15 protein-coding genes are annotated in these 13,671 nt (G+C 39.9%); 7 read left to right on the top strand and 8 right to left on the bottom strand.

The window, feature by feature from the left end; all coding sequences use genetic code 11:
- Positions 1 to 66 precede the first annotated feature (66 nt).
- From waaA to coaD, 3 genes are read left to right on the top strand one after another with little or no spacing between them, the layout of a single operon-like run.
- Positions 67 to 1,344 carry a lipid IV(A) 3-deoxy-D-manno-octulosonic acid transferase gene (waaA, locus tag CBE70_RS00410; protein ID WP_075673244.1) on the top strand — a complete coding sequence of 426 codons (1,278 nt, stop codon included), beginning with the start codon at positions 67 to 69 and terminating at the stop codon, positions 1,342 to 1,344.
- Complete coding sequence (locus CBE70_RS00415) at positions 1,344 to 2,123, top strand: glycosyltransferase family 2 protein (RefSeq protein ID WP_100157763.1); 780 nt, start codon at positions 1,344 to 1,346, stop codon at positions 2,121 to 2,123. The genes waaA and CBE70_RS00415 overlap by 1 nt, the downstream gene beginning before the upstream one ends.
- Positions 2,113 to 2,598, top strand: coding sequence for a pantetheine-phosphate adenylyltransferase (gene coaD, locus CBE70_RS00420; RefSeq protein WP_100157764.1), 486 nt, complete (start codon positions 2,113 to 2,115; stop codon positions 2,596 to 2,598). The genes CBE70_RS00415 and coaD overlap by 11 nt, the downstream gene beginning before the upstream one ends.
- 2 nt (positions 2,599 to 2,600) lie before the next feature.
- Here the strand turns inward: coaD and mutM are convergent, their stop codons facing one another.
- A complete protein-coding gene (gene mutM, locus CBE70_RS00425) occupies positions 2,601 to 3,413 on the bottom strand; it encodes a bifunctional DNA-formamidopyrimidine glycosylase/DNA-(apurinic or apyrimidinic site) lyase (protein WP_100157765.1) in 813 nt (270 codons plus the stop codon).
- 101 nt (positions 3,414 to 3,514) lie between these two features.
- Between mutM and rfaL the strand changes: the two genes are divergently transcribed.
- Positions 3,515 to 4,774, top strand: coding sequence for an O-antigen ligase RfaL (gene rfaL, locus CBE70_RS00430; protein ID WP_100157766.1), 1,260 nt, complete (start codon positions 3,515 to 3,517; stop codon positions 4,772 to 4,774).
- Between the two features lies 1 nt (position 4,775).
- On the opposite strand, the gene CBE70_RS00435 is transcribed toward rfaL, so the two are convergent.
- From CBE70_RS00435 to radC, 7 genes are all read right to left on the bottom strand, one after another.
- Positions 4,776 to 5,945, bottom strand: a complete 1,170-nt coding sequence (locus tag CBE70_RS00435; RefSeq protein WP_100157826.1) for a glycosyltransferase family 4 protein — start codon at positions 5,943 to 5,945, stop codon at positions 4,776 to 4,778.
- A complete protein-coding gene (locus CBE70_RS00440; protein ID WP_100157767.1) occupies positions 5,945 to 7,048 on the bottom strand; it encodes a glycosyltransferase family 4 protein in 1,104 nt (367 codons plus the stop codon). Before CBE70_RS00440 ends, CBE70_RS00435 begins: the two co-directional genes overlap by 1 nt.
- Before the next feature lie 3 nt (positions 7,049 to 7,051).
- Positions 7,052 to 8,053, bottom strand: a complete 1,002-nt coding sequence (locus CBE70_RS00445; protein WP_100157768.1) for a glycosyltransferase family 9 protein — start codon at positions 8,051 to 8,053, stop codon at positions 7,052 to 7,054.
- A gap of 138 nt (positions 8,054 to 8,191) precedes the next feature.
- Positions 8,192 to 9,319 (bottom strand): glycosyltransferase family 4 protein, encoded by a 1,128-nt coding sequence (locus tag CBE70_RS00450; RefSeq protein WP_100157769.1) that lies wholly within the window; start codon positions 9,317 to 9,319, stop codon positions 8,192 to 8,194.
- A gap of 148 nt (positions 9,320 to 9,467) precedes the next feature.
- Complete coding sequence (gene rpmG, locus CBE70_RS00455; RefSeq protein WP_006534250.1) at positions 9,468 to 9,635, bottom strand: 50S ribosomal protein L33; 168 nt, start codon at positions 9,633 to 9,635, stop codon at positions 9,468 to 9,470.
- 11 nt (positions 9,636 to 9,646) lie between these two features.
- Entirely contained in the window at positions 9,647 to 9,883 is a 237-nt protein-coding gene (gene rpmB, locus CBE70_RS00460) for a 50S ribosomal protein L28 (protein ID WP_036914542.1), read from the bottom strand.
- 247 nt (positions 9,884 to 10,130) lie between these two features.
- Entirely contained in the window at positions 10,131 to 10,802 is a 672-nt protein-coding gene (gene radC / locus CBE70_RS00470; RefSeq protein WP_100157770.1) for a RadC family protein, read from the bottom strand.
- Between the two features lie 301 nt (positions 10,803 to 11,103).
- On the opposite strand from radC, the gene coaBC reads away from it, so the two are divergent.
- The 3 genes from coaBC to slmA all read left to right on the top strand — a co-directional run bounded on the left by coaBC (position 11,104) and on the right by slmA (position 13,472).
- A complete protein-coding gene (gene coaBC / locus CBE70_RS00475; RefSeq protein WP_100157771.1) occupies positions 11,104 to 12,315 on the top strand; it encodes a bifunctional phosphopantothenoylcysteine decarboxylase/phosphopantothenate--cysteine ligase CoaBC in 1,212 nt (403 codons plus the stop codon).
- Positions 12,299 to 12,757 carry a dUTP diphosphatase gene (dut, locus tag CBE70_RS00480; RefSeq protein ID WP_006534255.1) on the top strand — a complete coding sequence of 153 codons (459 nt, stop codon included), beginning with the start codon at positions 12,299 to 12,301 and terminating at the stop codon, positions 12,755 to 12,757. The genes coaBC and dut overlap by 17 nt, the downstream gene beginning before the upstream one ends.
- Before the next feature lie 112 nt (positions 12,758 to 12,869).
- A complete protein-coding gene (gene slmA, locus CBE70_RS00485) occupies positions 12,870 to 13,472 on the top strand; it encodes a nucleoid occlusion factor SlmA (RefSeq protein WP_023583381.1) in 603 nt (200 codons plus the stop codon).
- Positions 13,473 to 13,671: the final 199 nt, after the last annotated feature.

Raw genomic sequence — 13,671 nt, forward strand, 5'->3', positions numbered from 1 at the left:
TTTACACACTTTCTCCCACACAGTGTGATACTATAAGCGTTCGTCTAGATAAGTGAATTTGATAGCATGTTGTTGCGTTTATATCAGGTACTTCTTTACCTTATTCAACCTCTGATTTGGTTACGTCTTTTATTACGTAGCCGTAAAGCACCCGCCTACCGTAAACGGTGGGGAGAACGCTATGGCTTTTGCAAAGGCAAAGTCGTGCCTCAAGGGATATTATTGCATTCCGTATCTGTCGGTGAAACACTCGCCGCAGTGCCACTTGTTCGCGCCCTTCGTCATCACTATCCTGATTTACCCATTACCGTCACTACCATGACACCGACTGGCTCAGAACGAGTTCGTTCTGCGTTTGGTGATGATGTTTACCATGTCTATCTTCCTTATGATTTACCCGGTTCAGTTAATCGTTTTCTTAAAACAGTTGACCCGAAATTGGTGATCATTATGGAAACAGAGTTATGGCCTAACCTGATTTCAAAACTTCATCAACGAAAAATCCCGTTGATTATTGCCAATGCCCGTTTATCTGAACGCTCTGCCGCGGGTTACCAGAAATTAGGCAGTTTTGTCAAAACGATGCTCCAAAAGATCACCTTAATTGCCGCTCAAAATCAGGAAGATGGTGAGCGTTTTATCGAATTAGGACTCAAACGTTCGCATCTACATGTAACGGGTAGCCTAAAATTTGATATTTCTGTCACCCCAGAATTAGCCGCCCGAGCCGTTGCTTTACGCCGTCAATGGGCTGCTCATCGCCCTGTTTGGATAGCAACAAGCACCCATGAGGGCGAAGAAACCATTATTTTAGAAACACATAAAAAACTACTGACACAATTTCCTCAGCTCTTGTTAATTTTAGTCCCTCGTCACCCAGAGCGTTTTCCTAAAGCCGAACAATTAACGCGTGAAGCAGGATTAAAATATACCCTACGAAGCACCGATGCTGTGCCTGATGCACAAACTCAAGTAGTTATTGGTGATACAATGGGCGAGCTAATGTTGCTCTATGGTATTGCAGATTTAGCCTTTGTTGGCGGGAGTTTAGTCGAGCGTGGTGGCCATAATCCTTTAGAAGCCGCAGCTCACGCTATCCCAGTTATTATGGGCCCTCATACTTTTAACTTTAAAAATATCTGCGCCAAGCTTGACCAAGCTGAAGGATTAATTACGGTTACAGACAGTGAATCAATGGCGACAGCTATTGCCTCATTGCTTAATGATGAAGATTATCGTCGTTATTATGGTCGCCATGCCGTTGAAGTACTTCATGAGAATCAAGGTGCCTTATTGCGCTTGTTGACCTTACTCTCACCTTATCTTCCCCCTCGGAGTCACTAATGAGCCAAAGTAAGCGCCTTTCTGTAGTGATGATCAGTAAAAATGCCGCTGATGTCATTGGCGAGTGCTTAGACTCAGTACAATGGGCTGATGAAATCATTGTATTAGACTCAGGTAGCCAAGATAACACCTGTCATATTGCAACAGAAAAAGGGGCTAAAGTCTTTGTCAACAGTGATTGGCCTGGATTTGGTAAACAGCGCCAACTGGCACAGCAATATGCCACTGGTGATTATATTTTTATGATAGATAGTGATGAACGCGTTACTCCTGAACTCAAAAACAGTATCCTCGCGATATTGCAACAACCCGAAGAAAATGTGGTTTATAACTGCGCTCGCCGTAACTTATTTATGGGGCGATTTATGAAACACAGTGGTTGGTATCCCGATAAAGTGACACGTTTATATGCTCGTGAACGTTATCAATATAACAATAATTTGGTTCATGAGTCGTTAGAAACACAAGGTGCAACAATCAAAACATTGCAAGGTGATCTCTTGCATCTTACCTGCCGCGATTTAATGGAATTCCAGCAAAAACAACTAAAATATGCTTCCGAATGGGCAAAAGATCGCCATCAACGCGGTAAAACAACGAGTTATGGCTCTATCTTAAGCCATACTGCCGGTGCTTTTTTTAAGACATGGTTGTTAAGAATGGGTTTTCTTGACGGAAAACAGGGGTTGATATTGGCATTTGTTAATGCACAGTATACCTTTAATAAATACGCCTCTTTATGGGAACTTAGCCAGAAGACTCTAAACCATGAAAAATAAAGCGATCTACCCCGGAACCTTCGATCCTATCACTTATGGCCATATTGATATTTTAACCCGTGCTGCGGGTATGTTTGATACGGTTTTATTAGCAATTGCCGATAGCGCACGTAAAAACCCGATGTTTACCCTCGAAGAACGCGTTGATTTAGCCAGAGAAGTAACCAACCATTTACCTAATGTTGAAGTGGTGGGCTTTAGTGAACTAATGGCTAATTTTGCTAAACAACAACAAGCTACCATTTTAATTCGCGGTGTCCGCTCTGTTTCTGATTTTGAGTATGAATGGCAACTCGCCAATATGAACCGCCACTTTGCGCCCGATCTTGATAGTGTGTTTTTACTGCCCTCTCAAAATCTTTCATTTGTCTCTTCATCTTTAATTAAAGATGTGGCGCGCCATGACGGTGATGTTTCTACGTTTTTACCTGAAGCTGTCACCACAGCGATGCTGAAGAAATTAGGTAAAATTTAATCTTATCCATGTTGGCAATGTCGGCAGAAAAATGTGCTACGTTGCCCTTGTTTGATACTTTCTATCGGTTGACCACAAATTAAACAAGGCTTATCTTTGCGCCCATAAACAAATAACTCTTGCGCAAAATAACCGGGCTTACCGTCTGATTGCAGGAAATCTTTTAGTGTTGTGCCACCTTGCTCAATCGAGCGCGTTAATACTCGCTTAATCGCAGTTACCAGCACCGTACACTCTTCTTGTGTTAGGCTATTGGCTTTTCTATCAGGCATAATACCCGATGAAAATAGCGCCTCATTGGCATAAATATTGCCTACACCAACCACTAATTTATTATCCATTAACCATGGTTTTATGGCTGTTTTTTTATTTTTAGATTGTTGATAAAGATATTCAGCATTAAATTCATCTGAAAGTGGCTCTGGTCCTAAATGCGCTAATACAGAGCTTGTGGCTAAATCTTCGCACCATAGCCAAGCACCGAAGCGTCGTGGATCGGTATAACGCAGTACCTTGCCATCACGAAAAATCAAATCGATATGATCATGTTTCTCTTCAGGCTGTTCCTCTAGTAAAATACGCACACTTCCTGACATCCCCAAATGGATAATGATCCACCCTGTATTAAGCTCGATTAGCAAATATTTAGCACGTCGCTTTACACTTAAAATAGGCTCATCCAATAAGGTTTTTATCTTTTCTGAGACAGGCCAGCGTAATTTACTGTTGCGCACAATGGCGTAGTGCAACACATTACCTACAAGATGAGGCTCAATACCTCGGCGACTGGTTTCGACTTCCGGTAATTCAGGCACAGATGGCTCCATGATTATCAGATAAGAGATACAGCGATAAACACATTTTTATTGTATGATCGCCATCCTATAAACAGTATAAAGGATGATGGCAGATTATTATGATGGTGTTTAAAGACTATAGTAAAAAATCCCTGTGGAATTTATCCATTATTGGGCTTTACATTATATTGATCTACTTACCGGATATCACCCGTTATAAAAATATTGTGATGGGATTGATCGGTGCAACAGCACTGTGGTATCTGGTGCGTGATTTTAAGACTATCTGTAAAATCTTTAAAAATAATCTGTCATTCTCGCTGTTGTTTTTATTGCTGACTATTGGTTATTCCATCTTAATTTCTGTCGAGCCCAGTATTAGTATTAAAGAAGTAAATAAGCCCATTTTAAATGGCTTACTGCTTTTTGCGGTAACTTTCCCGATTGTATTATATAAAGAAAAGCCTGCCGATATTGCTAAGATGGTGATGGTCGCTTTTGCGATTGGGTTATTGGTGATAATGGCGAAAGAGTTGGTGCAGTATTATTTGGAGTATCAGAAAGGTATTTGGCCTTTTACAATAAAAAGCCAGTTAATTCATAGGGAAATATCTTACGCTCTTCTTTTTTTCTTTCCCATTATATTGGCTTTATGGGCCTTAAAAAAACAAAACTCCATTATTAATTGGCTATTGTTAGCTGTTGTTAGCTTGTCTTTTATTTTTATTATATTAGGTACCTTAGCCCGTGGTGCATGGGTGGCATTAGCAATAAGCGCACTGCTTATATTAGTCATTAACCGTCAATGGTTACTTATGATAATAAGTGCATTAGCCTGTGCCCTATTATTTATTGGGGCGACGAATTTACCAACAAATCCTGTTGTCAGCAAATTACTTCAATATAAATTAACTCAAACCAATAGTGGATTACGATTTGATAATGGTACTCAAGGTGCAGCTTTAGAACTTATTTTAGAACAACCGATAAAAGGCTATGGTTATGGCAATCAGCTTTACCATAATGTCTATAATGAGCGCGTTAAAGAACATCCAGAATGGATATTTAAAAAATCTATTGGTCCTCATAATATCTTTTTAGCCTTCTGGTTTGCAGGCGGTATTTTAGGGTTGATGGGCATTCTCTATTTTTGTTCTTCGATTATTGCCCAAGGGATTCAACTAATAAGAAAAAACCAAGGGATTATTCGCCAAGCGGCTTTAGTGTTATTGATGTCATTTTTAGGCGTTTATGTACTGCGGGGATTATTTGAAAATGCCTATATTAATCAGGTGGGTATTTTGGTGGGGTTAATGCTAGCGTTGCGACACGCTTTACTCAATAATCAATCAGCAACACCATCAGATAAACAGCAATAGATCACTGAATTAACGTCTCTATTGTCTTTAAAATAACCTCAGCCCGTTTATCCCAGTTGTAATAATTTTCAACTAATGAGCGGGCATGAGCTGTTTTTTCACTTGCGCGCTGTGGATTATCTCTTAATTGTATTATCTGTTTTGCAAAACTTTGTGCATCGCCACTATCTGCAAAACTTACCGCTTTTTCATCTACAACATCACGAATTGAAGGAAAATCTGAAATTACCACTGGTTTTTTCATCGCCATATACTCAAATAACTTGAGTGGCGAAGTATAACGACTTCCGATACTGGTTAACGTAAGTGGAAGTACACAGATATCGTGCTGAGCAATCGCTTCAAAGCGTTTTTTCGGATCAATAAATCCCAAGAAATTGACCTTATCTTTTACGTCCATTTCTTGTGCTAATAAGGTTAATCCTCCAATTTGCTCAGGCGTTCCCCCTGCGATATTCAATCGTGCATTATCAAGGTATTTCATTGCTCGCATCATGGTGGGAATACCTTTCCATTTATGCAAACTTCCCAAATAGAGCACTTCTGTAATAGGTTGATTTAATTTAGGGGCAGCTATCTGACTATCCGCTACTGCATGTAAATCCACGCCATCTGGCACAACGGTTATTGGTGTAGTAATTTGATACTGCGACACAATATCATCTCTGAGTAATGAAGTAAGAACAAAAATACCTGTCGCTTGGCTGTAAACCAACTTCTCCATTTTTAATAGCTTATGATATTTCACACGATTCTTTTTTTTCTCAAATGAATGAGACTCTGCAAAAGATTGCGCAAATATTTCATGACTTTCAAAAAAGAGAGGGATTTCTGGATAATTTTCACAAAGATAACAAGCCAGTTTTAAATTACGGGTAAACAACGCATCAACGTTATTTTGCTTAATCCAGCGAGCTATCTGTAATGAGAAAAGTTTTTGTGAATTAAATGGAAAATACCATTTACGTCGAATATCTCTTAAGGAAACTAAACTTGCATTAGCATGAATTGAACGACCCAATATATCGCTATCCCGATATTGCCCTTTTGGTGTGACTAAAGTGACATGTGCGCCCGCTCTGGCAAAAGCATCGACATTTTGCAAGATTTGCAAGGAAGCAACTCGTAAGTCAGGAACCGGGTAAGGATCAAGATAGGCAATCTTCATTATTATGACGCCAATGCCTGTAATAAACGTTGCGCAGAATGTTGCCAAGTATAACGTGTTGCTATACGTAAACGTGCGTTCTCGCCCATTGCTTTTCCTCTATCGGGTAATTGGCGAAGATGATTAATTGCCATCACAATTTCGTCTGCATTACCAGGGGCGACTAAGAGTCCAGCAGTACCTTCATTGCCCACAACTTCAGGAATACCACCAATATGACTGGCAATCACGGGTTTAGCACATGCCATTGCTTCTGCAATCGTAATACCGAAGGCTTCATCTCCTGTGCTTGGGAAAATACCAGCGTCACTTGCTGCATAAAACTCTGGTAATTGATTATGTTCAACGGGTTGATGAAAAATAACTTGTTCTGCAATACCTTTAGAAATAGCTTTCTTTTTTAATCGCTCAAGATCATCACCAACACCGATAATCAAGAGCTTAACATCTTCACCTTTTAACTGCTCTATAGCATCGATTGCGACACTCAAGCCTTTCCAACCGACTAATCGTCCAGCAAATGAGAGTAAAAAAGTAGACCCAGCGATCCCTAATTGCTCACGTAACGAGGTAGTCATAGGTTTAAATTTTTCAATATCCACACCATTATAAATTACACTAGGGAATTGCTTAAAATGATGTTGAATTTGCCAAGCATTAAAATGGCTACATGCTACCCATGCTGAAATCTTTTTACCTAATTTGCGATCGCCTTTAAAAAAACTTGTTCCCCCACTCATATAGCAAAAGCGAGTTGAGGATGATTTAGGCATCATAGAAGGCCAAAAAAAATCAAAAGGCTTCGTTAAAATAACCCAATCAAAATTTTGACTGATAACATCTTTTTTAGCGTGTCGAGCAAAAGTGTAGCGCTCGACAATACGGCGAAAACGCCCACCAAGATCAATAACTTTATCTCGCGGTGTATAAGGGTAAGTATGTATTTGTATTTGGCGTCCTGCCAGATTATGTCGGATATTGCCATTGCCACCATAAAGATGAACTTCATGCCCAGCATCATGCAATTGCTTAGCCAGTTCCCAAACGGCTGTTTGGATCCCGCCATAAGACATGGTGATTGTGACATCAATTATACCGATCTTCATGGATTACTTTTTCACCTTCATTCCATCAATGATATTACGCACTGCATCCCACACTTTTTCGACTGATATATCAGCCATATTATCTTCACGACGGGCATTTTCCAACGACGTTGGATGTTGGATAACCTGGCAACAAGAATGCTGTAATGGCGCTAAATAACACCCTGGATGATAACTATGATATAACGCCACCATTGGGATATCTAAAGCCCCAGCTAAATGTGTAGGTCCTGTATCTACCCCAACATAAAGCGATAAATTCGCCATAATTGCCGCATTTTGTCGCATTGAAACTTGACCCGCTAAGGCTAAACAATGCTGTTCACCTATTTTTTTAGCTAAATCAATGGATAATTGTTCACTTTCCTTACTACCTAATAGCAAAAAGTACGTACTCTCGTCATGGGTAATAATCTGTTTTGCTAATTGCAGAAAATTTTCCACAGGCCAATCTCTATAGGCTTTAGCCGGAAAACTTTGCAGTTGAAAGCCAATAATATTCTTATTAATTAATGAATTATCTTTTAAAAACTGTTGCGCAAAAGCTGCTTCTTCCTCACTGATAAAGTAACGCAATTGCCAACAACTCGGATAAATCCCTAATGCATTAATTAATAAAGCACGTTCTTTTTGTGCAACTATCGGTGACTTGGGGCGAGCAACCCAAGTTACATTGCCTTGCTGCTGAGAAATGTCAGCAAAAGCAACGGTATGATGAGATTGGCGACGAGCATAGTTCACCAATTCACGATCACTACCGTATACCAAAGCCAAATCATAAGGCTTATGAGGTAACCAACCAGACCAAACAGCATTTCTTTTAGAAAAATGTCTAATACTATCAATATCAGGGTTATGCTCAAGAATGCATGCACTACGTTTATGTGCAAATACATGAATATGAGCATTAGGCCAACGCTGTTTTAGGGCATGAATAACAGGAGTGATAAGTAATGTATCACCAAAACGCGCTACCGCTATAACCAATATATTTTTTGGATCCATATGCTCTTTATTTGGCTTAAATGATACATTTACTTCTCAGACTATACACTAAAAAGTATTACAAATATTCATCAATAAGATGAATACACCAAGTTGATAATAGAGATAATCGTTTCACGACTTTATTATCAACATTAATCATACTGATTTATTTTTATCATTGATTGCCTGAATAAAGATCCTTTCCATCTTATCTAACATATTATCTAAACCAAATCGTGAAACGGCATGTTCAAGCGCTGCTTTTCCCATCTGTTCACGCAATTCATCTGAGCTCATTAATTTAGCTAAATGGTTTGTCAGTGTCTCTTGCTCCTGTGGTGCCAATGTGAAACCAGTTTTACCATCTATCACAGCTTCGCTAATAGCTCCCACTGTTGTAGAAACCACAGGTAAACCACATGCCATTGCTTGCATAATACCTTGCGGTACGCCTTCATTACCAAAAGACGGTAACGCAAAGAGATCCATTGCGTTTAAACAATCAGGCACATCATTACGATTACCAAGAAAGAAAATACTTTGTTCTAATCCCGCCTCTTTCACCATCGGTTCTAAATTTTTACGTTGAGGTCCATCACCAACAAAAATTAATTGCCAACTAGGAAACTGCTGATGCAATGATTTCCATGCTTCTACTAAATATTTATGCCCTTTCCACACCCGCATAGTCGCAACAATACCTAATGTCGGTTTATTCGGGATTCCAATTTTCTCTCTAGCTTGTTGTTTGTCTTGCAGGAAGAAACGTTGTAAATCAATGCCCGTAGGAACTGATGTCATTTTTTCTAATGGAAATTTATTATGCTGATGGAGTGTCTGGCGTAATTTTTCACCCGTTGTCACAATATGGGCACTGGATGAAAGATAAAGCCATCGTGTTGGTAATGAACGTGAAACATCAGTAGAAACATGACGAGTTCGAACAACAACGGGTGAATGGCGTAATGTGGCACAAGAAGCGGCAACTAACCATGCATCAGTTGAACTATGAGTATTGATAACATCAAATTGATGATGATGTAATTTCAACCATTGGCGAAGTGCTTTTAATGCTGAACCGCGTTTTTTCTCAATGGGTAATGTGAAAACCTCAATACCATAATCAGGTGCTGCTTTAGCAATTTTGGATGTAGGACAGCACACTAATGCAACTCGGTGCCCTCTGCGGATCATCCCTTGAGATTCCGTCAGTATACGAATTTCCTGACCACCCCACCCACAAGATGATTCTGTATGTAATATTGATAGTGCTGACTTACTCATCCGCAATCCATTCACCTGATGACTCAAAAGAGCCATAGTATAACTAAAGAGCAAGCGAAGATCACAATAGCTTTACTTTGTTATACTTAGCAGGCTCCAGATAACAAAAAACCCGACACTAAGGTCGGGTTTTTTAAGAAAACTAAAATTATTTAATTTTAGCTTCTTTATAAAGCACATGTTGACGAACAACTGGATCGAATTTTTTCATTTCCAGTTTTTCTGGCATAGTGCGTTTGTTCTTCGTAGTGGTATAGAAGTGACCTGTACCAGCAGAAGAAACGAGTTTAATTTTCTCGCGAATACCTTTAGCCATTTTTCAGCTCCTTAGAACTTCTCACCACGGGCACGTAAATCTGCTAATACAGATTCGATGCCTTTCTTATCAATCACACGCATACCTTTAGCAGATACACGCAGAGTTACGAAACGTTTCTCAGACTCAACCCAGAAACGGTGAGAGTGCAGGTTTGGCAGAAAACGGCGTTTAGTCGCGTTTAATGCGTGAGAGCGGTTGTTTCCACTCACAGGACGCTTGCCGGTAACTTGGCAGACTCGGGACATGTCTATTCTCCAAAAATCTAATCAGCTCGAGCTTTAATATCAGGTTTGACCGCCTCGTCAGGCTTTGGAGCCCATCTCAGCAACTTTTAACGATTGAAAAACTGTGTTAACACCTCAGAAAAAACTTGCTGAGATAGGCTCTTCTCGCCAAACCCAAGATCCTCAAAGGTGGCGTAGTATACGCCCAATGGCCTCAACGCTCAAGACCCGTACAAATAAAGATTGACAATAATTGCAAAAATATTTGCTATAGCCAACCACGTTCTGCAAAAGAAACACAGCTATCATGCCCTATCACAAGGTGATCGAGTACATTTACACCAACCAACTGACAAGCGGTAAAAATTTTTTCAGTCAACTGTTTATCTGCAAGGCTTGGTTCTGAATGACCAGAAGGATGATTATGAGCAAGAATGATAGATGTTGCATTCTTTTTTATCGATTGACGGACAATTTCTCTCGGATGCACTTCAACACGATTAATTGTGCCTTTGAACATCTCTTCATATGTAATCAATTGATTTTGACTATCAAGAAACAACACCACAAACACTTCTCGCTCTCGCCAATGAAGTAATTTTTGTAAGTAATACTTCGTATCTTCAGAAGAAGAAAGTACATTTTTATACATAAATTGTGTTGTGGAAAAACGCTGTGCCATTTCATTGATAGCTTGCAACTGGGTAAACTTTCCCACACCAACGCCTTTAAAACGCCCTAATGTTTCATAATCAGCATTAATAACGTGATAAAGAGAACCACACTCTTTAAGTAAAAAAGCAGCCAACTCTAATACAGATTTTTCATAAGTACCGGTACGTAAAAAGATCGCCAATAACTCAATATCTGTGAGTGATTCCACGCCATAAAGTAATAGTTTTTCTCTAGGTAAAAGCTCACTAACCGATTGATTTTCCATCCATGGACTCCTTAATAAGTAAAGGCGTGGTATTAATGATCTATTTTATTTATTCACATAAGCATTAGGATTTAGGTGAAGCATTATTCATCATTAAATGCTAATCGCAAAACAACTGTTGTTTTATACAGTTAATTTACTATAAACTGCTAATCTTGTATAAAAAAGACACACCTAAAATTTATGCGAGATGCATCGCAAAAATTTAACCTATAAAACATGAAGTTACATAGAATTCCGAATTCACGATTACCTTGTGGTAAAATTACGGACAATTATTTATGTACTTAGGCATTTCATCATGACTACACTTCACGACAAAAAGATTATTCTTGGTATCAGTGGTGGTATCGCGGCCTATAAAGCACCAGAACTTGTACGCCGTTTACGTGATAAAGGCGCAATTGTGCGAGTTGTAATGACACCTGCAGCTCATGCATTTGTGACACCTTTGTCACTACAAGCGGTTTCTGGTTTTCCTGTTGCGGATGATTTACTTGATCCTGCCGCAGAGGCCGCTATGGGACATATTGAATTAGGCAAATGGGCTGATTTAATTCTACTTGCCCCCGCCACTGCCGATCTTATTGCACGTTTACGAGTGGGTATGGCAAATGATTTACTCACCACACTCTGTTTAGCGAGTAGCGCACCTATTGCTATTGCGCCTGCAATGAATCAACAAATGTACAGAGCCACAATTACACAAGAAAATTTATCTGCTTTAGAGCAACGTGGCTGTTTAATTTGGGGGCCTGACGCTGGTAGTCAAGCTTGTGGTGATGTAGGGCCGGGCCGAATGTTAGATCCTCTAGCACTCGTTTCATTAGCTGAAAAACAACTTGCTTTACAGTCACAAGATTTTGCGGGTAAAAAAATCACGATAACCGCAGGACCTACTCGTGAAGCCTTAGATCCAGTGCGTTTTATCAGTAATCATAGCTCAGGAAAAATGGGATTTGCAATTGCACAAGCAGCCGCATTACGTGGAGCTGATGTCACGCTTATCGCAGGGCCTGTCACATTACCGACACCCGCTTGTGTTAAACGTATTGACGTTGAAAGCGCACAAGAAATGTATGAACAAGTGATGTTAATCGCACCTTCACAAGATATTTTTATTGGTTGTGCGGCTGTTGCAGATTACCGCGCTAAACTTATCGCGACTGAAAAAATAAAAAAACAAGGTGATGAAGTCACCATCACTATGGTAAAAAACCCCGACATTGTCGCGAGTGTCGGAAAAATGGTTGAACACCGTCCTTTTGTTGTTGGATTTGCAGCCGAAACCCAGAATGTGGAAGAATATGCCCGCAAAAAACGAGAACAAAAGCAGCTCAATTTAATCTGTGCCAATGATGTTTCAGCAGAAAATCAAGGCTTTAACAGTGACAATAATGCATTACACCTTATTTGGGCTAATGGAGAAACGCGCTTACCACACAGTAGTAAAGCGCAACTTAGCCATCGCCTACTTGACGAGATAGCCAAACATTATGATGAAAAAAATTGATGTTAAAATCCTTGATGCACGTATTGGTCAAGAATATCCACTCCCTGCTTATGCCACAACAGGCTCTGCTGGTTTAGATTTACGCGCTTGCCTTGATGCACCATTGGTTCTTGAACCGGGGCAAACCGAATTATTACCTACAGGTCTTGCTGTACATATTGCCGATGAAGGATTAGCAGCAATGGTGCTTCCTCGTTCAGGTTTAGGTCATAAACACGGCGTTGTATTGGGTAACTTAGTTGGGCTGATTGATTCTGACTACCAAGGTCAATTAATGGTATCAGTTTGGAATCGTGGTCAAACAGCATTCACCATCGAACCGGGTGAACGTATTGCTCAAATGATCATCGTGCCCGTAGTTCAAGCTGAATTTAATATTGTTGAAGATTTTACCGCAACGGAACGTGGTAGCGGTGGCTTTGGTCACTCCGGCCGCCAATAATAAAGACGTCTTGCATTAATTATATCAATGACGATATCACTCCCTTTGCACTAAAAACCTTAGTGCAAAGGTTTACTGATTTGTTTTGCTTTTAGCAGGGGCCTTATCAGTCATGGCAGAAGAAAAAGAAACCAAAAAGAAAAGAAATAGACGGGATGAAATCTTACAGTCACTTGCCCAAATGTTGGAATCAAGTGACGGCAGTCAGCGCATCACAACGGCGAAGCTTGCCGCAACTGTTGGCGTATCTGAAGCCGCGCTCTATCGACATTTTCCAAGTAAAACCAAAATGTTTGATAGCTTAATTGAGTTTATCGAAGATAGCTTAGTCTCCCGTATTAATTTGATTTTAAAAGACGAAAAAGACGCTGTTGCAAGAATTCGCTTAATTCTTATCTTGATTCTCGGTTTTGCTGAGAAAAACCCAGGGCTATCTCGTATTTTGACTGGTCATGCATTAATGTTTGAACAAGACAGATTGCAAGGACGAATAAACCAACTTTATGAACGCATTGAGGTTCAACTACGACAAGTGATTAAAGAGCGTAAAATTCGTGAAGGTAGTGCTTTCTTGCATGATGAAGCGTTACTTGCCTCACAACTACTCGCTTTTTGTGAAGGGATGCTAGCGCGCTTTGTACGCACAGAATTTCGCTATCAACCCACTCAAGAATTTGAAGCCCGTTGGCCATTAATTTTGGCACAGTTACAATGAAATGATGGACTCGTGATTTAACTCAACAATTTGAAATTTACAGATATGCCGTTTTTTTCTTATTTGTGTTAACATGCGTCCTCTGGTACACAGTTACCTAAATGTATTTATCAGGAATGGCACTCGTGCAGTTCCTACACTGTGGCATTAGCGACTTGCTTTGCCCCTGCTGTAAAAGCCCTTTTTATATTTCAATATC

Source organism: Proteus columbae, from assembly GCF_002777965.1.
In the GTDB taxonomy this organism is placed as follows: Bacteria; Pseudomonadota; Gammaproteobacteria; order Enterobacterales; family Enterobacteriaceae; genus Proteus; species Proteus columbae.

Coding starts and splice junctions, on each gene's coding strand:
- waaA (WP_075673244.1), top strand. CDS start 67: ATGTTGTTGCGTTTATATCAGGTACTTCTTTACCTTATTCAACCTCTG.
- CBE70_RS00415 (WP_100157763.1), top strand. CDS start 1,344: ATGAGCCAAAGTAAGCGCCTTTCTGTAGTGATGATCAGTAAAAATGCC.
- coaD (WP_100157764.1), top strand. CDS start 2,113: ATGAAAAATAAAGCGATCTACCCCGGAACCTTCGATCCTATCACTTAT.
- rfaL (WP_100157766.1), top strand. CDS start 3,515: ATGATGGTGTTTAAAGACTATAGTAAAAAATCCCTGTGGAATTTATCC.
- CBE70_RS00440 (WP_100157767.1), bottom strand. CDS start 7,048: ATGAAGATCGGTATAATTGATGTCACAATCACCATGTCTTATGGCGGG.
- CBE70_RS00445 (WP_100157768.1), bottom strand. CDS start 8,053: ATGGATCCAAAAAATATATTGGTTATAGCGGTAGCGCGTTTTGGTGAT.
- CBE70_RS00450 (WP_100157769.1), bottom strand. CDS start 9,319: ATGAGTAAGTCAGCACTATCAATATTACATACAGAATCATCTTGTGGG.
- rpmG (WP_006534250.1), bottom strand. CDS start 9,635: ATGGCTAAAGGTATTCGCGAGAAAATTAAACTCGTTTCTTCTGCTGGT.
- rpmB (WP_036914542.1), bottom strand. CDS start 9,883: ATGTCCCGAGTCTGCCAAGTTACCGGCAAGCGTCCTGTGAGTGGAAAC.
- radC (WP_100157770.1), bottom strand. CDS start 10,802: ATGGAAAATCAATCGGTTAGTGAGCTTTTACCTAGAGAAAAACTATTA.
- coaBC (WP_100157771.1), top strand. CDS start 11,104: ATGACTACACTTCACGACAAAAAGATTATTCTTGGTATCAGTGGTGGT.
- dut (WP_006534255.1), top strand. CDS start 12,299: ATGATGAAAAAAATTGATGTTAAAATCCTTGATGCACGTATTGGTCAA.
- slmA (WP_023583381.1), top strand. CDS start 12,870: ATGGCAGAAGAAAAAGAAACCAAAAAGAAAAGAAATAGACGGGATGAA.